Here is an 18,766-nt window from a genome sequence, read left to right on the forward strand (position 1 = left end):
GCTGCGACGATCGGTTCGCGGTTGTGGCCGACATTGGTGCACCACAGGCCGGCGGCGCCATCGATGACCGATTTCCCCTCGGGTGTGAAGTAATGCATGTCCTTGGCGCGCGAGACCATGCGCGGCCGCGCCTTGAAGGCCCGATTGGCGGTGAACGGCATCCAGAACGCTTCGAGATCGTTCGGAACGGCAGTGGCGACAGGTTTGCGGGCGGATTGGGTGCTCATGATGGCCTCGGATTGCTGCCCCTTCGGCGGGCGGAAGAGGCGTGTTCGGCGCTGGATTATCCGCTTTCGCGGATAATGACAAAGCGGGATGGCGCTGATACCTAGCCGCCCTGTTCACGATTGATCGACGACATGACCGACAAACCGAGCAAACTCAAGGCGCGCCTGCCGCGCGGGCTCATCGACCGGACCCCGTCCGAGATCGTGTCGACACGCGCGATGCTGGAGAAAATCCGCACCGTCTATGAACTCTATGGTTTCGAGCCGGTGGAAACGCCCGCGATCGAATATACCGACGCGCTCGGCAAGTTCCTGCCCGATCAGGACCGCCCGAACGAGGGCGTGTTCTCCTTCCAGGACGACGACGAGCAATGGCTGAGCCTGCGCTATGATCTGACGGCGCCGCTCGCGCGCTATGTCGCGGAGAATTTCGATGCGCTGCCCAAGCCCTATCGCAGCTATCGCGAGGGCTGGGTGTTCCGCAACGAGAAGCCGGGGCCCGGCCGCTACCGGCAATTCATGCAATTCGATGCGGACACGGTGGGATCGGCCTCGATGGCCGCCGATGCCGAGATCTGCATGATGGCCGCGGACACGATGGAAGCGCTCGGCATCCCGCGCGGCAGCTATGTGGTGAAGGTGAATAACCGCAAGGTGCTGGATGGGGTGATGGATGCCGCGAACATCGCCAGCGAAAAGCGGCTCACCGTGTTGCGCGCGATCGACAAGGCCGACAAGTTCTCGCTGGATGAAGTGAAGAAGCTGCTCGGCGAAGGCCGCAAGGACGAGAGCGGCGATTTCACCAAGGGCGCCGGGCTAGACGCAAAGCAGACGGAGATTGTGCTTGGGCTGTTGCGTGCGGACGCTGCAACCACGCAATCGGCTTCGCTGAATGCGACCGGCAAGGCCGGATTTGATGAACTCGACCAGATCGGAAAACTGGTGCGCGCTGCGGGTTATGATGACGACCGCATCCGCATCGACCCCTCCGTCGTGCGCGGCCTCGAATATTACACCGGTCCGGTCTACGAAGTTGAACTTCTTATCGAAACCAAAGACGAGAAGGGGCGCCCGGTGCGCTTCGGCTCGGTCGGCGGCGGCGGGCGCTATGACGGTCTCGTCTCGCGCTTCCGCGGTGAACCGGTACCGGCGACCGGATTCTCCATTGGTGTGTCGCGCCTTGCGGCGGCTCTCGCGCTTGTGAACAGAGCCGATGCACAGCCAAGTTTCGGCCCCGTGGTTGTCACGGTTTTCGACCAGGACCGAATCGCAGACTATCAGCGCATGGTGGCGGAGCTTCGCGCAGCGGGCATCCGCGCCGAAATGTATCTCGGTTCTGGAAAGTTCAATCCGCAAATGAAATATGCCGACAAGCGCAACGCGCCCTGCGTCGTGATTCAGGGCTCGGACGAAAAGAACGATGCGGCGGGCGAACAGGTGGTGGTGAAGGACCTCGTCCTCGGCGCCGAGCTGTCCAAGCTGGAAAAGGGCCGGGACGAATATCTGCAAAAGCAGGCCCAGGCGCAGCGCAAGGTGCCGCGCGATCAGCTGGTGAAAGTGGTTCAGGAGATTCTGGCGCGCCACGGCGTGCGGACACGCGTCGCGTAAGCGGCCGTCCCCGCGGAGGGGGACTCAGGCTTACAACGTCAGCAGCGCATCCTCGTCCGGCACGATCGAGACCGTTTCGATTCGCTTGGTGGCGTCGATCGGGTGGCCAACCATCTGCTCGGCCATATCGAACGTATCGGCGATGCCGCGGAAGCTGACCAGTCGCCCATCGCGAAAGCGCAGGAAATGCGCGCTGCGGAAGCAGAGCGACCGCCCGGTATCGCGCTGGCGCGCGCGCAGGTGGCCATAGGTGGCGACCAGATCTCCCTGCACCACGAGGTGCTCGAACTCAAAGCCCGTGATGTGGAAGAAGCAGGGAATGATCCGGGTGACGAGCTCGATCGCGGCCGCCTTGCCGCGATGCGCTGTTTCCATCTCGAATTGCTCGCCGGGTCCTGCCAGCCGCCACACCACATCGTCATGCATGACGGCGTCCAGCAGAGCCGGATCGCGATTGACATAACCGCGATAAAAATCCGCGAGCCACGGTGGCAGATCGCGCCCCGCCGATTTCGGAAGCGCGATGGGGCTGACCGGTCCACTCATAATGCGATCACATCCCCGATCGGGACTTCGGGCGTGCAATAGGCATCGATGCGATGACCGACCACCTGCTCGGCCATGTCGAAGGTGTCCGCCACGCTTTTCAGCGACTTCACCTTGCCGTCCTGAAACACCGCGAACATCGCGGTCTGATAGGTCAGGGTCCGGCCGGTCGTCTTCTGCACCGCGGTCACGTTGATGAGGATGGCGGCGGTGTCGCCGTCGATGATGATCTCTTCCGGCTCGTAGCGCCTGACGGCAAACATCGAGGGAAGGAGCCGCCCGATACAGTCCGCAACGGCCGCCTTGCCGCGCCGGTATCCGCAATAGACCAGGAGATGCACCGGGCCGACCATGTGCCATTCGACGTCGTCGGTCAGGTGTTGCGAAAGCCGCACCGGGTCGCGCGAGCCCAGCGCCTCGCAGAAGGCCTGGACGGTAGCTCGAGACAGGTTATCGCCCATGATGGTCTCCAAGAGTCCCAAAGATGGATAGAAAATCCTTATTTTTGGTGACCATCCCGCATCGTGGGGCCCCCGCCGGGTTCACGATCCCGTAACGCTCATGGCGTCGCGTCCTGCCGTCCAGGAAAGCGTCCCGGATCGCGAACCGGCGTCGAAACGCTAAACCTTTCATGCTAAAGGCCCGCGGCCATGACCCAATCGCCGTCCCCCACCCTGCCCGGCTCGCGGGCACAGACACTCGCGTCCGCCGAAAGCCTCGTCTCGGCTTACGAGAAGGCTGGCTATACGCGGGCCCATCCGGGCATCCTTCAGCTCGCCGAGCCGTTTCTGGACCTCTCGGGCGAGGATATCCGCGCGCGCATGTTTCTCACCTCGGGCCGCTCCGGCGAAGAACTGTGCCTGCGGCCCGACTTCACCATCCCGGTGTCGCGCGACTACCTGACGTCAGAGGTCGCGGGGCGGCCGCACGGCTATTGCTATCTCGGACCGGTCTTCCGCGACCGCGGCGCCCTGCCCGGCGAATTCCTGCAGGCGGGGATCGAATCCTTCGGCCGCTCGGACAAGGCGGCCGCCGATGCCGAGACGCTGGCGCTCGGGCTCGAAGCGACGGCCCATTTCGGCATGGATACGCCGGACATCCGGATGGGCGATGTCGGGCTGTTCGTCGCCATGGTCAGGGCGCTCGATCTCGCGCCCGCCTGGAAGCAGCGGCTGATCAAGGATTTCAGCCGGAAGGCGTCGCTCGCACAGGATCTCGACCGGCTGAGCCTCGCCACCGCGAATGGCAGGCCGGACTATCAGGGCGTGCTGGCGGCGCTCACCGGCTCCGATCCGAAGGCCGCGCATGCGTTGATCACCGACCTGCTCTCGATCGCCGGCATTTCCGCCGTCGGCGGCCGCTCGATCGGTGAGATTGCCGACCGCTTTCTCGAGCAATCCGCGCTCGACGCATCGGCGACGCTGCCGCCCTATACACGCTCGCTGATCGAGCGCTTTTTCTCGATCTCGTCGGATCCGCTGGAAGCGTCGGCGACGATGCGCAGCCTCGCACACGATGCGGGCATCGTGCTGACCCCGACGCTCGATCTGTTCGATGCGCGCAATGCCGAGATCGCCAGGCGCGGCATCGATCTGAAGCGCATCACCTTTTCGTCCTCGTTCGGGCGCGGCATGGACTATTACACCGGCTTTGTCTTCGAATTGCGCGACGGCACCGGCGAGGAACCGCTGGTCGCAGGCGGCCGCTATGATGATCTGTTGACCCGGCTCGGCGCGCCGGAGCCGATCCCCGCCGTCGGCTTCTCGGTGTGGATCGAGCGGCTCGCAGGAGGCGCGTCATGAGCGGGCCGCTGATCATCGCGGTGCCGGCCAAGGGCCGGCTGCAGGAAAATGCGGAGAATTTCTTCGCCCGTGCGGGCTTGCGTCTCGTCAAGCCCCGCGGCGCCCGCGACTATCGCGGCGCGATCGAGGGTATGGACGGCGTCGAGATCGCCTATCTCTCGGCGTCGGAGATCACCGCGCAGCTCGCGCAAGGCGCGGTCCATCTCGGTGTCACCGGCGAGGATCTCGTGCGTGAGATGATGCCCGATGCCGACGCGCGGGTCATCATGCTGGACGGTCTCGGCTTCGGTCACGCCAATGTCGTGGTCGCCGTGCCGCAGGCCTGGATCGACGTCCGCACAATGGCCGATCTCGACGATGTAGCGACCGCGTTCCGGCTGAAGCATAACCGCAAGATGCGGGTTGCGACCAAATACGTGAACCTCACCCGCAGCTTTTTCGGCCAGCACGGCATCTCCGACTATCGAATCGTAGAGAGCCTCGGCGCAACGGAAGGTGCGCCGGCGGCGGGCACTGCGGAACTGATCGTCGATATCACCACGACCGGCAACACCCTTGCCGCCAATGCACTCAAGGTGATCGACGACGGCGTCATGCTGCGCTCCCAGGCCAATCTGGTCGCATCGCGCGGCGCGGACTGGCATGCCGAGGCTCTGGATACGACGCGCCGGATCCTCGACCGCCTGGCCAGCCAGGCGCGCGCGCAGGAGTTCCGCGAAATGCGCACGCGCTTCAAGGGCTGCGACGAAGCGCTGCTGGAACAGGCGCGCGAACGCTTCGGGGTGGTATCGCCATTCGGCGGCCCGACCTCGTCCGGCATGCTGACATTGCATTGTCCGCCCGCGCAGGTTTTCGCACTCGCCGATTTCCTGAGAGAGAACGGAGCAAGCGCGATTTCGGTCAGCGACATCCACTACGTCTTCACGCAGGACAACCCGCTGTTCGAGACGCTGAAAGCGGGACTCTGACAGAGTGCATTACCGCGCGGCCGAGCCGCCGCGCGCGAATGGCGACACCTGAAAGCGCTGTCGAGACGCGCTAGTCCCGGTCGCCTGCCTTCCGGAAGACGACCAGGTGAGAAATCGAGAAATTGACGATGAAGCTCGCGATGATGCCGAGCAGCTTTGCGTAAAGCACCGGCAGGATCATCGCCGCCAGCACCAATGTCGTGGTCGCTGCGATCAATCCGAGCACTTGTGAGGCCACGAATGTCAGGTAGGCCCGAAGCGTCATGCGCCGTCCGGACTCGGCGGCAAAGGTGATGAAGGTGTTCATCACATAGGAGCCGCCAACCGCGACAGTCCAGGCCAAGACATTGGCCACCACCAGCGAAGAGGTCAGATATCTCAGGGCCAGAAGGAAAATTCCGAGATCGACGAGGGTATTGACCGCGCCGACCGAGGCAAAGCTCATCGCCTTCAGCATCAGCGCCTGTCGCCGCAAAGCCGCCACGATCCGCGCTGGCAGACTTTTCGGCAGGTCCTGATGATCTGTCCTGTCTCGCATCGCCTTCGTTAACTTTCTGAAAGATCGGCGTTTTCTGAACAAAAGCTCATGCAAGATTCCGCGCTTGCGAGTATATGCTGGGGACCAGCCGCGCAAGCCGGAATGGCGCGACATGCCTATGAGATCAGAACAAGACGCTCATCATCAAGAAGCGGCCGGACACGGCGAGGCGGGACCACGCCTCTCGATCGTGGTGCCATGCTTTAATGAAGCCGACAACCTGCCGGCCTTTCACGCGCGCCTGTGCGAGGTGGCTCAGGCCCTGCGCAAGAAGCGCGGCCTGAAAGTCGAAGTGGTCTATGTGGATGACGGCTCGCGCGACAACACCTACGCGGTCGCGAGCGCACTGCCTGCGATCGGCCTCGATGTGCAAACATTGTCGCTGTCCCGCAATTTCGGCAAGGAAGCCGCGCTGACCGCCGGAATGCAACATGCGCGTCACGACGCGTTGTTGTTCATGGACGGCGATGGCCAGCACCCCCCGCTCCTGATCGAGCGTTTGGTCGGACACTGGCTCGATGACGGCTATGACGTCATCTATACAGCCAAGGCGCATCGCGATCAGGAATCGTTTCTGCGGCGCACCGGCGTGAAGATCTTTTACGCGCTGATCAACTTCCGTTCGCGTCACAAGATTCCCGAAGATGCCGGCGACTTCCGTCTGCTTTCGCCGCGGGCCGCCGATGCGCTCAAGCGATTGCCGGAGCGCAACCGGTTCTTCAAGGGCCTGGCAAGCTGGATCGGCTTTCGGCAATTGCGCGTCGATTACGAACCGGCGGAGCGCAGCCATGGGCGCACGAGCTGGAATTTCGGCTCGTTGATCGGTCTGTCGATCGAGGGGCTGACGTCGTTCTCGGTCGCGCCGCTGCGCGTCGCAAGCCTGCTCGGGCTTCTGCTTGCGACCGGCGCGCTGATATTCGGCATGGCGATCCTTTACGAGACGCTGATCTACGGCAAATCGGTGCCCGGCTATCCCTCGCTCGTTGTCGGTCTCATGGTGCTCGGCGGCGTGCAACTGATCATGATCGGCGTTCTGGGTGAGTATATCGGCAAGATACTGTCGGAACAGAAAGCCCGGCCGATCTATTTCGTCGCCGAACATCAGACGCGGAGCGCGTCCGAGGATGCGGCGACGCTCGACAATCGCAAGACGAACGCAGCAGCCTGAACGATGAGTGACTTGCGGCGCATCGTCCTCTGCGCGGACGACTATGGAATGTCTCCGGGTGTCAACGCAGCGATCCGAGACCTTGTGGCGCGCGGTCGTCTCAATGCGGCTTCGGCCATGGTTGTCGCGCCATCGCTCACGGTATCTGAGGCGACCGCGCTGGCCAGCCTGAAGCGCGACAGGCCCAGTCTTCAGATCGGCCTCCATTTCACGCTGACGGCGCCGTTCCGCCCTTCGAGCGAGGCTTATACTCCGCTGCAGGACAGCGCCTTCCTGTCGCTGCCGACCACACTCGGCAGCGCATTGGTCGGCCGGCTGCACCGTGACCGCATCGCGCACGAACTGCGCGCGCAGATTGCCGCATTCTCTACGCTGTTCGGATTTCTTCCGGATTATGTGGATGGCCACCAGCATGTGCAGGTGTTTCCGCAGGTCCGCGACGCCGTCCTGTCGGTCATGCGGGAGACGCTGCCGGATGCATGGATACGGCAATGCGGTCGGGTTTCTCCGCTTGCGGCCCGGATCGGCGATCGCAAGGGCATGCTGCTTGACGTCATGAGCAAGGGCGCCCGCAAGCGCGCGCTTGAGGCCGGCATCGCGTTCAATCCCGGCTTTGCGGGCTCCTATGATTTCAATTCGGACCCCGATTTCGCCGCACTGTTTCCGAAGTTTCTGTACGCCCTCCCCGACCGCGGCGTCATCATGTGTCATCCCGGCTTCGTGGACGATGAGCTGAAGGCGCTGGATCCGCTGACGGAACTGCGCGAACGCGAATATGCCTATTTCGCCGCCGACGCCTTCCCGGACATCCTGCAGGCCCACCGCGTCACGTTATCGTGACATCTCCCGGGCGGCCGCGCGGCTTCCTACATTTGGAGCGCCCGTAAGATGCGGGCTTGGAGGAGGAACGATGACCCCGCAGGAACGCAGACTGGTCGAAGATCTTTTCGAACGGCTTGCGACGCTCGAGCGCAATCCGCGCGAGCCCGACGCCGAGGAAGCCATCCGCGCCGGTTTGCGCCGCGCACCCAACGCGATCTACGCGCTGGTTCAGATTGCGCTGCTTCAGGAGGAAGCCCTGCGGCAGGCGAATGAACGCATTCGCGAGCTCGAGCAACAGGCCGAGCCTCAGCCGCAGCAGGGCGGAGGCTTTCTCGATTCCATGCGCGACGCAATCTTCGGCGGCGGCAATACGCGCTCATCCGTCCCGCCGACCGGCGGCGAGCGTCCGATGGGTGTCCCGCCGGGCTTCCCGCGCGCCGGAGATCAATATCAGCCGCAGGGCGGCGCTCCGTATCAGCAGGCCGAGCCACAGCGCGGTGGTGGCGGTGGCGGCTCGTTCCTCGGAACAGCGGCCGCGGCAGCGGCGGGCGTGATCGGCGGTTCGTTGTTGATGAACTCGCTCAAAGGCGCGTTCGGCGGCGATCAGGCCAAGGCGCATGGGCTCGGCGATCTGTCGGGAAAGGATACGACAGGCGCCAATCCGTGGGGGGATGCGGCCGGAGGCGGCGACCTTGCGAAGCAAGCCGGGCTCGACAGCATCGGCCGGCCGGGCGGCGATAGCGACCACGCGGGACTGTTCGACGACAGTCACGGCGGAATGGATGAAGCCGGCATGCTGCCCGACGATGACGGCAGCTTCGACATGGATCTGGACTACGATCTCTGACGAGAGTGTCGCCCGCGAATGGAAAAGGCCCGCCGTGTGGCGGGCCTTGTTATGGCCTCGGGCCGGCCCCTGCGATCCGAAGGCTGGGGTCCCTCGAACGCAGGATGATGGCCGGCCCGCTGATCGCCGCATTCGCGATCAGATAACGATGACCCTGGTTCCGACCTTCACGCGCTCGTAGAGATCGACGACGTCCTCGTTGCGCATGCGGATGCAGCCGGAGGACACCGCCTGTCCGATGGTCCATGGCTCGTTCGATCCATGAATGCGATACAGTGAGGAGCCGAGATAAAGCGCGCGGGCGCCGAGAGGATTTTCCGGCCCTCCGGCCATGTAGTGCGGCAGGTCAGGGCGACGGGCGAGCATTTCCTTCGGCGGCACCCAGTCGGGCCATTCCGCCTTGCGTGTCACCGTTTTCACACCGGCCCAGGTGAATCCCGGCCGGCCAACACCGATGCCATACCGCAACGCGGTGCCATCGTTCTGAACGAGATAGAGAAAACGCTGCGGCGTATCGACGATGATCGTGCCCGGCTTTTCCTTGCCGGAATAAGGGACCACCTGCTTGGCGAAACGTGGGTCGAAGGCGCGGGACATGCCCTGATCCGGCCCTCGGTAAACGAGCGGCGGGGTCGCATTCGGATGTTGATACAGGCCCGGCTGGTAATAGCCCGGCGCACGCCCATAGTCAGATTGCGCGTTGGGATCCGCCTGTTGTTCCCGGTATCGCGGCTGCGCACCTGCCTGGCCGCCGCCGAACAGAAATTCAATAAATCCGCCACCCATGTTTTGCGCGTGGGCGGGTGATGAGAGGACCGCAGCGCCCGCAAGACCGGACAAGGCTGCGGCAAACGCAAAACCATAACGCTTCATCGACGCTACTCGCACTTGGTGGTTACTGCGCGATCGGACGATCACCATCGCGCGCCGTTCGCACGGACGACTACATGAGAAAATTCGATGCGAATGGTAAACACCGGCGCGGCAACGACCTGCTAACCACGTCGATGCGCTCTTTACCTGCAGTTAGCGTTTATTTTGCGTGAAGGGGCGTGGTTAACGCTTCCCTTCGACCGGCAATATCAGTGCAGACACAGCCGATGAACCGGGCGTTAAGTGGGCGCGCGCTAAGTCGTTTCCCCAGGGGACCAGAATGCCCGTGCAGCGCAAGATTTTCAGGGTCGAGGAAACATTGCTCGCCGACGGCGAGGCGCACGATGCGCTCGCTGCGGATCAGGCGGGCTGCCCACCCGAAATCATCGACGAGCTGCGCGCCCTTCGCTCTCTCATTCAGCAGCATCTGCAAGGCGGTCAGCGGCCAGCGCCGAACGACAATGCATCGCGCGAAATGCGCAAGCTCAAGATCGAACTCGACGTGATCGGCGATGCGATCAAGCAGACGCGTTCCGAGATCGTGTCGCTGCAGGATCAGGGCTTCGATGCGTCACGCGTTGTCCGCATCACCAGGGAGCTGGAAGCGGTGTCCGCCGATACCGCGCAGGCGACCGATCGCATCCTCAAATCCGCCGAAGAGATCGACCAGCTGGCGCAGACGTTGATCGCCTCGCTCAAGGCCGGTCATGAGCAACAACTCGCGCAGGATATCCAGGATCGCGTCACCGCAATTTTTGAGGCCTGCAATTTCCATGACCTGACCGGTCAGCGCCTCTCCAAGGTGGCGGGCACGGTCAAGATGGTCGAGGAGCATCTCGCCCGCATGATGGAAATCTGGAGCGTGATCGATCGCTTCAATGTCGAGGCTGCGCAATCGGCGGCCGGCCATCTGGATGGCCTGATCAATGGCCCCAAGCTTGACGGCGATGAGGGGCATTCGTCTCAGGACGATATCGACAAGCTGTTTCACTGAGCGGCGCCCTCGCATTTGTGACCCTTTCCGGAAGCGATTGAGCGCGCAGGCAGGCGTTTGCCTCGTGGTATAAGAGGCCCATTGCCGGGACGCTTCTCACGCCATGACCGCCCTGTCGCCCGCTACGTTCGATGCGCCGAAGCCGGTCCGCACCACCCGGCTGAGCGCGGTCGCGCGCATGATCCGGTCCTATGCCCGGCTGACCAGCGGCCTCGTGCTGTTCGCCTTCGTGGTTTGCCATTTCGGAAGCCATATTGCCCTGATCGGATCGGTGCCGGCCGCTCAGCGGACGTTCGATGTGCTGATGTGGTTCTGGCTGACCGGTCCCGGCGTGCTTTTGCTGATCGCTGCTTTCACCGTCCATGTGCTGAATGCGCTGTGGTCGATCTACATCCGCCGCTACTTGCGGATGCCGGCCTGGGAGGTGGCACAGATTGCGCTGGGTCTCCTGATCCCGCCGCTGATCATCATCCACGTCACCGGCACGATGGTTGCGGACGACCTCTACGGCACCGAAAGCAGCTATGCTTCCGTGCTGGCGTCCCATTGGCTCGGTCCGCCCCTTCTCTTCGGCGCGCCGTCATTCGTTTACCTTCATATCGTCGCCATTCTGACGGTCTGGATCCATGCCTGCATCGGCCTGCATTTCTGGCTGCGCACCAAGCGCTGGTACGCCAGATGGCAGCCCGCCCTCGGACTTGTTGCGATCCTGATCCCGACGCTGGCGATTGCCGGTTACATTTCGGGTGGAAACCAGATCGTACGGGAGGCCGAAGATCCTGATTTCCTGCGCGAGCTGATCAAGGAGGCCAAAGTCACGCCGGACATCATCGCCCGTGTCTGGCACGACATCCGGATCGCCTTCATCGCTTATGCCGGGCTGCTTCTGCTGCCGTTTCTCGCGCGCGCAATCCGTCACCTCGTGCGTACCGTTCATCGCGCGCCCCGGCTCACGCATGCCAGCGGACGCAGGATGCCGATCCTGCCGGGAGCGACGGTACTGGAAACGCTGCGCGCCAATGGCATCTCGCATGCGGCGGTTTGCGGAGGCCGCGCGCGTTGCACGACGTGCCGCATCCGCGTCACCGACGGAGCGGACGCCTTGCCCGATCCGGCCGGGCTCGAAGCGGCCGCCCTGTCCCGGATCGGCGCTCATAAGGGTGTCCGCCTCGCCTGCCAGCTGCGCCCGACGAAGGATATCGCCGTGCTGCCCCTGCTGACCGCCGACGCCACGGCGACTTACGGGTTGATCCGGGCGGGCGGTGAGGGCAGCGAGCGTCAGGTCACGGTGATGTTCATAGACCTGCGTGGTTCGACGACGCTCGGCGAAGCGCGCATGCCCTACGACGTGCTGTTCATCCTCAACCAGTTTTTTGACGAGATGAGCAAGGCGCTGACGGCGACCGGGGGACATTATTCCAACTTCACCGGCGACGGGCTGATGGCGATCTACGGCCTCGACACCGCAGATCCGCGGACCAGCGCAATGCAGGCGCTGCGCGGCGCGCGCGAAGTGCTGATGCGACTCGGCAGGGTCAACGCCAAGCTGAAAGCCGATCTGAAGGAGCCGCTGCGGATCGGCGTCGGTATCCATTTCGGCGAAGCGATCGTCGGTGCGATGGGTCCTCCCGGTTCGCAGATCATCACGGCGATCGGCGACACGGTGAACACCACCGCGCGGCTCGAGGGGCTGACCAAGGACTATGATTGCGTGCTGATCCTGTCGCAGGCTGCGGCCGTCGCGGCGGGTATCAATCTCGAAGCACACACATTGCATCAGGCGCCGGTCAAGGGACGCATGGAGCAGGTGGCCTTCTATGCTCTGAACGCCGTCCCGGACGACATTCGCTAGCGATCAGGCCTTACGCCGCCGGATCGCGAAGAGGCATATCAGCGACACCACGCAGAAGGCCGCAGTGACGACAATCGCGGTCCCATCGCCGTTCCGCTCGACGACAAAGGCAAGCGCGACCGGCGCTACGGCCTGCATCAGCTGGAACGGCTTGGCGATGCGGCCCAGGACGCGCCCGTATCCGGTTGGACCGAACAGCGCGAGCGGCACCGCGCCCCGGGCGATCGTCAGGAGACCATTGGCCGCGCCGAACATGATTGCGAAGGCGATTGCAGCCGGGAGCGTGAATCCGAAGGCAATGATCAGCGCAAAACCGGCCAGCACCAATGCCACGGCAAAGCGGGCGAGGTTGAGCGGATGGGCGCGTCCGCCAAAGGCCAGTTCGCAGATCCGCGCGGCGACCTGGGAGGGGCCGAACAGCGCGCCGATTGTAACTGCGGTCGCCGGATCGATTCCGGCTCGGCCGAACATGGCGATCAGATGCGCCGCAAGACCTGACGGTACGAAGGCGTAAGCCGCGAAGGCTCCGGCGACGAGGAGGAATGTCAGCCCGCTCGCCGGCATATAAACAGGCGATGCTGTCGCGTTGCCCTCAGGCGCAGGAGGCGGCGCAGCGCGCGTACGCGGCAGCGCGAAGGCATGGAGCGGCGCTGACACAAAGGCCAGCACCGCGGCGAACAGCAGATAAGTCCCGCGCCAGTCGGTGTAGGTGAGCGAAAGCTGTGTCGCCGGCCAGCTCACCGTCGAGGCAAAGCCTCCGGCGAGCGTCAGATAGGTGATCGGACGGCGCGCGTTCACACCGAAGATCCGGCCAAGCGTCGCGAAGGCCGGATCGTAGAGGTTGGCCGCGATCGCAACGCCGAGGATCACCCAGACCGCGAGATAGGCGGCCGGATGCGCGGCAACGGCCAGCAGCGCCACGCCGCAGGCTCCGACCAGAGATCCGGCCGCCATCACCACATGGCCGCCGAAACGATCGATCCAGCCGCCTATGGTCGGCGCCGTCGAGCCGGCCACGACCAGCCCCAGCGAAAACCCTGCCATTGCGAATGACAGCGACCAGCCGCGATCGGCCGCTATCAGCGGCATCATCAGAACCGGTGGATAGAACAGAATGCCCCAGGCCAGGATTTGCGTGACGCCGAGCACCAGGACGGCGCGCCACGGACCTAACAGAAATTCGCGAATTCGGGACATGTTGGCGCCGGCAGGACCCCGGCACGCTAGCACATCGCTTTCGCGATGCGGACTGCTGGCGGCGCATTGCAGCGCCGCTCCGGGGCGCGCAGAAACGCGCGCGGCCGTTGTCGGCCGTCAGAGGGTGTCTGGACGATCGGCCGAAATCAGGCGCGCGGCGCGCAGCGGACGAAGACCTGGGTGCCGTAGCGACCGGCCACCTCAGGATCGAGGAAGCGGACTGTCATGGTGCGGCCATCGAACGAGGTGATTTCGCGGTCCTGCATCCCCCCGGCGGGCTCGCCGGCCGGCCCGATATAGGTCTTGTTGCCGGGTCCGCCCTTCAGACGCAGCTCCTCCGGCTGGGCCTTGTCCGGCATGTGCATGATGACGCCGCCATTGGGCCCCATGCCGATATTGTAAGGCTGCCGGCAGCCGTTCCGCGCCGCGGCTTCCGTGCGCTTCAGGTCCTGCGGATTATGAAAAGCCGCCAGGCCCCATCGGCCGGTGATTTCCTGAGACTTGATGGCTGGCGGAATTTCCGCAGCAACCGGTGCCGTTGTGGTGGGCGTATTCCCGGAACCCGCACAACCTGCCACGGCGAGCGCAGCAGCGAACCCCATGATCGACTTGATCGGCAGGCGAAGCCGTACAAAAAACATAGCTCGACCTCGTTCGCGAGAGGTCCCCGGCCCCTCGCTCTGTCACTTTGCTGTCAAGATCGCTCCGGCGCAAGCTTTTGCTTGGTTCGATTGAGGAGAGCGCGATCCGGGAAGATTGATACGAAGATGACCCGGCTCCGTAAACCCGGTCTTAATTGAAAAGCGCCGGATGACGGCCTTCCTGAGGGCCATCACGCACCCCTGGCCGTGCCATGGCGCTTGACACCGGGGGCGTTCGCCTCCTATCACGCTGGCCGCTGGCACTCATTTCAAGGGAGTGCCAAGTAACTGCAGCATAAGCACTTTTTCAGGCCTGCAGTCCCAAGCCCGCGAGGAAATCATGGCCAAGACCAAATTCCGCCCCTTGCATGACCGCGTGGTCGTGCGCCGCATCCAAGCCGACGAGAAGACCAAAGGCGGCATCATCATCCCGGACACCGCCAAGGAGAAGCCGCAGGAAGGCGAAGTCATCGCGACCGGACCCGGCGGACGCGACGAAAGCGGCAAGCTCGTCCCGCTGGACGTGAAGGCCGGCGACCGCGTTCTGTTCGGAAAGTGGTCCGGCACCGAAGTCAAGCTGGACGGCGAAGAACTCCTGATCATGAAGGAGTCCGACATCATGGGCGTGGTCGGCTGATCACCCCGCGATCCTTGTACTGAGGAGTGCCGAAGGCGCGCCTCGAAGGATGAGACCACGATCACGCATCTCTCTCTTCGAGACGCCCGCTGCGCGGGCTCCTGAGGATGAGGCCCGCAGACAACGGAGCAATTAAATGGCTGCCAAGGACGTACGATTTTCCAGTGATGCCCGCGAGCGCATGCTGCGCGGCGTCGATATCCTCGCCAACGCGGTGAAGGTCACGCTCGGCCCGAAAGGCCGCAACGTCGTAATCGACAAGTCGTTCGGCGCCCCGCGCATCACCAAGGACGGTGTGACGGTCGCGAAGGAAATCGAGCTCGAAGACAAGTTCGAGAATATGGGCGCCCAGATGGTGCGCGAGGTCGCGTCGAAGACCAACGACCGCGCCGGCGACGGCACCACCACCGCCACCGTACTGGCGCAGGCGATCGTGCGCGAGGGCGCGAAGTCCGTCGCAGCCGGCATGAATCCGATGGACCTCAAGCGCGGCGTCGATCTCGCGGTCGCCTCCGTTGTGAAGGACCTCGAGAAGCGCGCGAAGCCGGTGGCTTCGTCCGCCGAGGTTGCCCAGGTCGGCACCATTTCGGCCAACGGCGACAACACCATCGGCAAGATGATCGCGCAGGCGATGCAGAAGGTCGGCAACGAGGGTGTGATCACCGTCGAGGAAGCCAAGGCGCTCGATACCGAAGTAGAGATCGTCGAAGGCATGCAGTTCGACCGCGGCTATCTGTCGCCCTATTTCGTCACCAACGCCGACAAGATGATCGCCGAGCTCGAGGACGCCTATATCCTCCTGCACGAGAAGAAGCTGTCCGGCCTGCAGGCCATGCTGCCGCTGCTGGAAGCGGTGGTGCAGTCTGGTCGTCCGCTGGTCATCATCGCGGAAGACGTCGAGGGCGAAGCGCTTGCGACGCTGGTCGTGAACCGCCTGCGCGGCGGCCTGAAGGTGGCGGCGGTGAAGGCGCCGGGCTTCGGCGATCGCCGCAAGGCCATGCTGGAGGACATCGCGATCCTGACCGGCGGGCAGCTGATCTCCGATGATCTCGGCATGAAGCTCGAGAATGTCACGCTGAACATGCTCGGCCGCGCCAAGAAGGTGATCATGGAGAAGGAAAAGACCACGATCGTCAAAGGCGCCGGCAAGAAAGCCGACATCGAGGCCCGCGTCGCCCAGATCAAGGCACAGATCGAGGAAACCACCTCCGACTACGACAAGGAGAAGCTGCAGGAACGGCTGGCGAAGCTCGCCGGCGGCGTTGCGATCATCCGCGTCGGCGGTGCGACCGAGATCGAGGTGAAGGAGAAGAAGGATCGCGTCGAGGACGCGCTGAACGCCACCCGCGCCGCGGTCGAGGAAGGCATCGTGCCGGGCGGCGGAACGGCGCTGCTGCGCGCCAAGAAGGCGATCGGCCGTCTGAACAACGAGAATTCGGACATTCAGGCCGGCATCAATATCGTCCTGAAGGCGCTTGAGGCTCCGATCCGGCAGATCGCCGAGAATGCCGGCGTCGAAGGCTCGATCGTGGTCGGCAAGATCCTGGACAACAAGGTCGAGACCTTCGGCTTCGATGCGCAGAACGAGGATTATGTCGATCTGGTCGAGAAGGGCATCATCGATCCGGTGAAGGTGGTGCGCACGGCGTTGCAGGATGCGGCGTCGGTCGCCGGTCTCCTGATCACCACCGAGGCGATGGTCGCCGAGCTTCCGAAAGAGCCGGCGCCTCCGATGCCGGGTGGCGGCGGCATGGGCGGCATGGGCGGCATGGGCTTCTGATCCACCGCTTCCACGTCTTCGTGAATCAAGGCGCGGCGCAAGCCGCGCCTTTTTTCTGTGCCGTGTCGGCCGGCGTGCTAGCATGTTCGCATACGGATTGGCGGAGGCTTGACGATGCGCGTGTTGTCGGTAGCAGCACTCTTTCTGTTGTGCAGCGGATTTGCGGCGGCCGCACAGAGCAACGTCCGCTACTTCAATGGCGTGTACGGACTGCTCGGCGACATCGAAACCGATGCCTTCCTGAAAGAAACGCGCCAAGGCAACAAGGTGGTCTCGGCGGAGCTCGACGTGTGTCACGCGATCTCGCCTGGCTCTCCGTTGCGCGACCGCTTCGTCATCGCGCTGAAGCCGCAAGGCAACCGGCTGGTCGGTTCGGGCCAAACCCAGGAAGGCAAGCGGCCGGTATCGGTCGATCTCAAGCGCTCGGCGACCGGCAACAGTTTTTCCCTCGAGGGCACGGTAAAGCTCGGCGATCAGACTCTCAACGCGTCCTCGGACGATCTCGCCGACATGAGCGCCAAGGAATTCGAGGAGCAGACCGCGGTCGAAGAATCGATCGTGGACAATCCCGCGGAATTTCGCGAGGTGACGCCGGGCACGCTTGCGATCCGCATAGCGCGCGCCGCGCTGATCGATTTTCTCAAGGCTTTGCGCCCCGAGAATGTAAAAGTTCAGGCCTACAGCATCTCACCGAGTTGCGAAGCGTTGCGGCGCGGTCATGTCGACGTGCAGATCGATGTCGATCCGGAACGTGCGCTTGATGTTCTCGGCAAGGCCAAGGCGCTTCCGGGCGTGACCAAGGCCGGATGGACCAGCGGCGGCGTCGACCTCACCCGTGCCGTGCGAATTCCGGCGGGTGCTTTCCGCGACAGCGCCGGGAAACTCGAGCGCGAGAAGCTCGGCGCTGCCATCGCCGCTGTCGCTGCCAAGGTGTTCTCGGCCAAGCCTGACGCGACGGAATGGGATGACGTGACCGGCGAGCTTGCGATCACCGTCAAACGGCCGGACATCACGATCCCGGCACTCGGATTGACCGAAGTGATCGGCATCCCCTTCGTGGTCAGTGGCGAGAAGCCGGGCGCGAAGGACACGCTGGTGATCCGCATCGGCCAATCCGAGAGCGAGCTTCAGGACGATGGATCCGGGCCGCGTCTGACAATCGCCTCAAGCCAGAGCGACGAGGCCGCCGCCGAGCCCGCCGGCATCGAAAAGCTGCAGGCGGCGCTGGCCGCGGAACTGAAGGGCCAGATCTGGGACGCCGACAAGGAGGACTGGACGAAGTAGCGTCCGGCATCACCGGACACGGCTGGCATCACGCTAATTGGAGGCCGGGCGCCAGCGCAGAATATCCGGCCCTTCGAGGACCAGCAGGAATCCGTCCCAGCGCCAGGCGGTGACCTGCATCAGCTTCGTCAGAAGATCCTTGTCGGCTTCGAGCTGCTGCTGTGAGCATTGGTTGTTGCGAAGGCCGGTGGGTACGATGGTGATGCTGCGATCAACGATCACGGCGTTGCCCTGACCGCTCGCGCACCACAGATCGATCTCCACCGACCCGTTCTCGGAAAATTGCAGCCAGGGTAACCGCTTCGATCCCTTCATCGGATTTGCGTCGAGCCGCAATTCCGCACCGTAAGGAAATGGCTTTTGCGCCACCGCAGGCCCGGTCAGCGACAAACCGAACGCTGACGCCAGCAAAGCCAAAGCAAGGACTGCGGTGCGAAATGGTGCAAGGACCATGCATTCTCCGAGACGGATGTGGGAAGATGAAATTTCGGCAAGGCGTGGATTAGCAGCGGCCGGCAAACTATAATGCCGGGCCGAAACGGACAACGACATGACACGATTGATTCTGGCCTTCGTGGCGCTCACGGCCCTCGTATCCACAGCCCCGGCTCAGCAGGAACGGCTGCGCATTGTGACCACCACAGGCGATCTGCGGGCTCTCGCCAAGGCGGTGGGTGCGGAACGTGTCATCGTGACGAGCCTTGTCCCGGCCGGCGAGCGCCCGGAGCGCTACCAGCCGCGGCTGCAGGAAACCTCGGTGCTCAAAGGCGCGCGCGTCGTGGTCCGCGCCGGCCCTGCGATCGACGGATGGTTTGACAAGCTGCTGGCACGCTCGGCCCAGAAGAACGGCCGCACCGGCATTGAGCGCGGCGAGAAGGGGCATGTCGACGCGTCGGTGGCGGTGGCCGCCATCGATCCGACGCTGGTGACAGCCGGCTTTGCCGCGCGAAACCGCCGCTCGCAGCGCGGCGCTGCAACCCTG

At 63.8% G+C, this 18,766-nt stretch carries 19 protein-coding genes and 1 pseudogene; 12 read left to right on the forward strand and 8 right to left on the reverse strand.

Annotated elements, in window-relative coordinates; translation table 11 throughout:
• A pseudogene (locus VN004_RS21720) lies at positions 1 to 227 on the reverse strand (aspartate aminotransferase family protein); the annotation flags it as partial.
• A gap of 132 nt (positions 228 to 359) precedes the next feature.
• Between VN004_RS21720 and hisS the strand changes: the two are divergent.
• The gene (gene hisS / locus VN004_RS21725; protein WP_325614261.1) at positions 360 to 1,835 is read left to right on the forward strand and encodes a histidine--tRNA ligase; all 1,476 of its coding nucleotides are present in this window, start codon (positions 360 to 362) and stop codon (positions 1,833 to 1,835) included.
• A 30-nt stretch (positions 1,836 to 1,865) separates the two neighbouring features.
• Here hisS and VN004_RS21730 read toward each other — a convergent pair whose 3' ends face one another.
• Positions 1,866 to 2,381, reverse strand: a complete 516-nt coding sequence (locus tag VN004_RS21730; RefSeq protein WP_325614262.1) for a nuclear transport factor 2 family protein — start codon at positions 2,379 to 2,381, stop codon at positions 1,866 to 1,868.
• A complete protein-coding gene (locus VN004_RS21735) occupies positions 2,378 to 2,842 on the reverse strand; it encodes a nuclear transport factor 2 family protein (protein WP_325614263.1) in 465 nt (154 codons plus the stop codon). Before VN004_RS21735 ends, VN004_RS21730 begins: the two co-directional genes overlap by 4 nt.
• 189 nt (positions 2,843 to 3,031) lie before the next feature.
• Here VN004_RS21735 and VN004_RS21740 point away from each other — a divergent pair, with 189 nt between their 5' ends.
• Together VN004_RS21740 and hisG are read left to right on the forward strand one after the other, a co-directional pair.
• Positions 3,032 to 4,183 carry an ATP phosphoribosyltransferase regulatory subunit gene (locus VN004_RS21740; protein WP_325614264.1) on the forward strand — a complete coding sequence of 384 codons (1,152 nt, stop codon included), beginning with the start codon at positions 3,032 to 3,034 and terminating at the stop codon, positions 4,181 to 4,183.
• Complete coding sequence (hisG, locus tag VN004_RS21745; RefSeq protein ID WP_325614265.1) at positions 4,180 to 5,151, forward strand: ATP phosphoribosyltransferase; 972 nt, start codon at positions 4,180 to 4,182, stop codon at positions 5,149 to 5,151. The genes VN004_RS21740 and hisG overlap by 4 nt, the downstream gene beginning before the upstream one ends.
• A gap of 70 nt (positions 5,152 to 5,221) precedes the next feature.
• Here the strand turns inward: hisG and VN004_RS21750 are convergent, their stop codons facing one another.
• Positions 5,222 to 5,689 (reverse strand): GtrA family protein, encoded by a 468-nt coding sequence (locus VN004_RS21750; RefSeq protein ID WP_325614266.1) that lies wholly within the window; start codon positions 5,687 to 5,689, stop codon positions 5,222 to 5,224.
• Positions 5,690 to 5,801: 112 nt separating this feature from the next.
• Here VN004_RS21750 and VN004_RS21755 point away from each other — a divergent pair, with 112 nt between their 5' ends.
• From VN004_RS21755 to VN004_RS21765, 3 genes are all read left to right on the forward strand, one after another.
• Positions 5,802 to 6,857: a glycosyltransferase family 2 protein gene (locus tag VN004_RS21755; protein WP_414710383.1), complete on the forward strand. Its 1,056-nt coding sequence runs from the start codon at positions 5,802 to 5,804 to the stop codon at positions 6,855 to 6,857.
• 3 nt (positions 6,858 to 6,860) lie between these two features.
• Positions 6,861 to 7,697, forward strand: coding sequence for a ChbG/HpnK family deacetylase (locus VN004_RS21760; RefSeq protein WP_325614268.1), 837 nt, complete (start codon positions 6,861 to 6,863; stop codon positions 7,695 to 7,697).
• Between the two features lie 70 nt (positions 7,698 to 7,767).
• Entirely contained in the window at positions 7,768 to 8,526 is a 759-nt protein-coding gene (locus VN004_RS21765) for a DUF2076 domain-containing protein (protein WP_325614269.1), read from the forward strand.
• A gap of 138 nt (positions 8,527 to 8,664) precedes the next feature.
• Here VN004_RS21765 and VN004_RS21770 read toward each other — a convergent pair whose 3' ends face one another.
• On the reverse strand, positions 8,665 to 9,399 hold the full coding sequence (locus tag VN004_RS21770; RefSeq protein WP_325614270.1) for a L,D-transpeptidase: 735 nt from the start codon (positions 9,397 to 9,399) through the stop codon (positions 8,665 to 8,667).
• A gap of 280 nt (positions 9,400 to 9,679) precedes the next feature.
• Here VN004_RS21770 and VN004_RS21775 point away from each other — a divergent pair, with 280 nt between their 5' ends.
• Together VN004_RS21775 and VN004_RS21780 are read left to right on the forward strand one after the other, a co-directional pair.
• Positions 9,680 to 10,393, forward strand: coding sequence for a protein phosphatase CheZ (locus tag VN004_RS21775; protein WP_325614271.1), 714 nt, complete (start codon positions 9,680 to 9,682; stop codon positions 10,391 to 10,393).
• 103 nt (positions 10,394 to 10,496) lie between these two features.
• Positions 10,497 to 12,245 (forward strand): adenylate/guanylate cyclase domain-containing protein, encoded by a 1,749-nt coding sequence (locus tag VN004_RS21780; protein ID WP_325614272.1) that lies wholly within the window; start codon positions 10,497 to 10,499, stop codon positions 12,243 to 12,245.
• Between the two features lie 3 nt (positions 12,246 to 12,248).
• Here the strand turns inward: VN004_RS21780 and VN004_RS21785 are convergent, their stop codons facing one another.
• Positions 12,249 to 13,442, reverse strand: coding sequence for an MFS transporter (locus VN004_RS21785; RefSeq protein WP_325614273.1), 1,194 nt, complete (start codon positions 13,440 to 13,442; stop codon positions 12,249 to 12,251).
• A gap of 146 nt (positions 13,443 to 13,588) precedes the next feature.
• Positions 13,589 to 14,083: a hypothetical protein gene (locus tag VN004_RS21790; RefSeq protein WP_325614274.1), complete on the reverse strand. Its 495-nt coding sequence runs from the start codon at positions 14,081 to 14,083 to the stop codon at positions 13,589 to 13,591.
• 340 nt (positions 14,084 to 14,423) lie between these two features.
• Between VN004_RS21790 and groES the strand changes: the two genes are divergently transcribed.
• From groES to VN004_RS21805, 3 genes are all read left to right on the forward strand, one after another.
• Positions 14,424 to 14,720, forward strand: coding sequence for a co-chaperone GroES (groES, locus tag VN004_RS21795; protein ID WP_325614275.1), 297 nt, complete (start codon positions 14,424 to 14,426; stop codon positions 14,718 to 14,720).
• A 136-nt stretch (positions 14,721 to 14,856) separates the two neighbouring features.
• Complete coding sequence (groL, locus tag VN004_RS21800) at positions 14,857 to 16,500, forward strand: chaperonin GroEL (RefSeq protein WP_325614276.1); 1,644 nt, start codon at positions 14,857 to 14,859, stop codon at positions 16,498 to 16,500.
• Between the two features lie 114 nt (positions 16,501 to 16,614).
• Positions 16,615 to 17,784: a hypothetical protein gene (locus VN004_RS21805; RefSeq protein WP_325614277.1), complete on the forward strand. Its 1,170-nt coding sequence runs from the start codon at positions 16,615 to 16,617 to the stop codon at positions 17,782 to 17,784.
• Positions 17,785 to 17,817: 33 nt separating this feature from the next.
• Here VN004_RS21805 and VN004_RS21810 read toward each other — a convergent pair whose 3' ends face one another.
• Complete coding sequence (locus VN004_RS21810) at positions 17,818 to 18,237, reverse strand: META domain-containing protein (RefSeq protein ID WP_325614278.1); 420 nt, start codon at positions 18,235 to 18,237, stop codon at positions 17,818 to 17,820.
• A gap of 97 nt (positions 18,238 to 18,334) precedes the next feature.
• On the opposite strand from VN004_RS21810, the gene VN004_RS21815 reads away from it, so the two are divergent.
• Positions 18,335 to 18,766: metal ABC transporter solute-binding protein, Zn/Mn family (locus VN004_RS21815; RefSeq protein ID WP_325614279.1), on the forward strand; the 432-nt coding region annotated here is incomplete at its 3' end.

This window comes from Pseudorhodoplanes sp., from assembly GCF_035565855.1.
In the GTDB taxonomy this organism is placed as follows: Bacteria; Pseudomonadota; Alphaproteobacteria; order Rhizobiales; family Xanthobacteraceae; genus Pseudorhodoplanes.

Coding starts and splice junctions, on each gene's coding strand:
- VN004_RS21770 (WP_325614270.1), bottom strand. CDS start 9,399: ATGAAGCGTTATGGTTTTGCGTTTGCCGCAGCCTTGTCCGGTCTTGCG.
- VN004_RS21775 (WP_325614271.1), top strand. CDS start 9,680: ATGCCCGTGCAGCGCAAGATTTTCAGGGTCGAGGAAACATTGCTCGCC.
- VN004_RS21785 (WP_325614273.1), bottom strand. CDS start 13,442: ATGTCCCGAATTCGCGAATTTCTGTTAGGTCCGTGGCGCGCCGTCCTG.
- VN004_RS21810 (WP_325614278.1), bottom strand. CDS start 18,237: ATGGTCCTTGCACCATTTCGCACCGCAGTCCTTGCTTTGGCTTTGCTG.
- VN004_RS21760 (WP_325614268.1), top strand. CDS start 6,861: ATGAGTGACTTGCGGCGCATCGTCCTCTGCGCGGACGACTATGGAATG.
- hisG (WP_325614265.1), top strand. CDS start 4,180: ATGAGCGGGCCGCTGATCATCGCGGTGCCGGCCAAGGGCCGGCTGCAG.
- hisS (WP_325614261.1), top strand. CDS start 360: ATGACCGACAAACCGAGCAAACTCAAGGCGCGCCTGCCGCGCGGGCTC.
- groL (WP_325614276.1), top strand. CDS start 14,857: ATGGCTGCCAAGGACGTACGATTTTCCAGTGATGCCCGCGAGCGCATG.
- VN004_RS21750 (WP_325614266.1), bottom strand. CDS start 5,689: ATGCGAGACAGGACAGATCATCAGGACCTGCCGAAAAGTCTGCCAGCG.
- VN004_RS21790 (WP_325614274.1), bottom strand. CDS start 14,083: ATGTTTTTTGTACGGCTTCGCCTGCCGATCAAGTCGATCATGGGGTTC.
- VN004_RS21805 (WP_325614277.1), top strand. CDS start 16,615: ATGCGCGTGTTGTCGGTAGCAGCACTCTTTCTGTTGTGCAGCGGATTT.
- VN004_RS21755 (WP_414710383.1), top strand. CDS start 5,802: ATGCCTATGAGATCAGAACAAGACGCTCATCATCAAGAAGCGGCCGGA.
- VN004_RS21730 (WP_325614262.1), bottom strand. CDS start 2,381: ATGAGTGGACCGGTCAGCCCCATCGCGCTTCCGAAATCGGCGGGGCGC.
- VN004_RS21740 (WP_325614264.1), top strand. CDS start 3,032: ATGACCCAATCGCCGTCCCCCACCCTGCCCGGCTCGCGGGCACAGACA.
- VN004_RS21735 (WP_325614263.1), bottom strand. CDS start 2,842: ATGGGCGATAACCTGTCTCGAGCTACCGTCCAGGCCTTCTGCGAGGCG.
- groES (WP_325614275.1), top strand. CDS start 14,424: ATGGCCAAGACCAAATTCCGCCCCTTGCATGACCGCGTGGTCGTGCGC.
- VN004_RS21780 (WP_325614272.1), top strand. CDS start 10,497: ATGACCGCCCTGTCGCCCGCTACGTTCGATGCGCCGAAGCCGGTCCGC.
- VN004_RS21765 (WP_325614269.1), top strand. CDS start 7,768: ATGACCCCGCAGGAACGCAGACTGGTCGAAGATCTTTTCGAACGGCTT.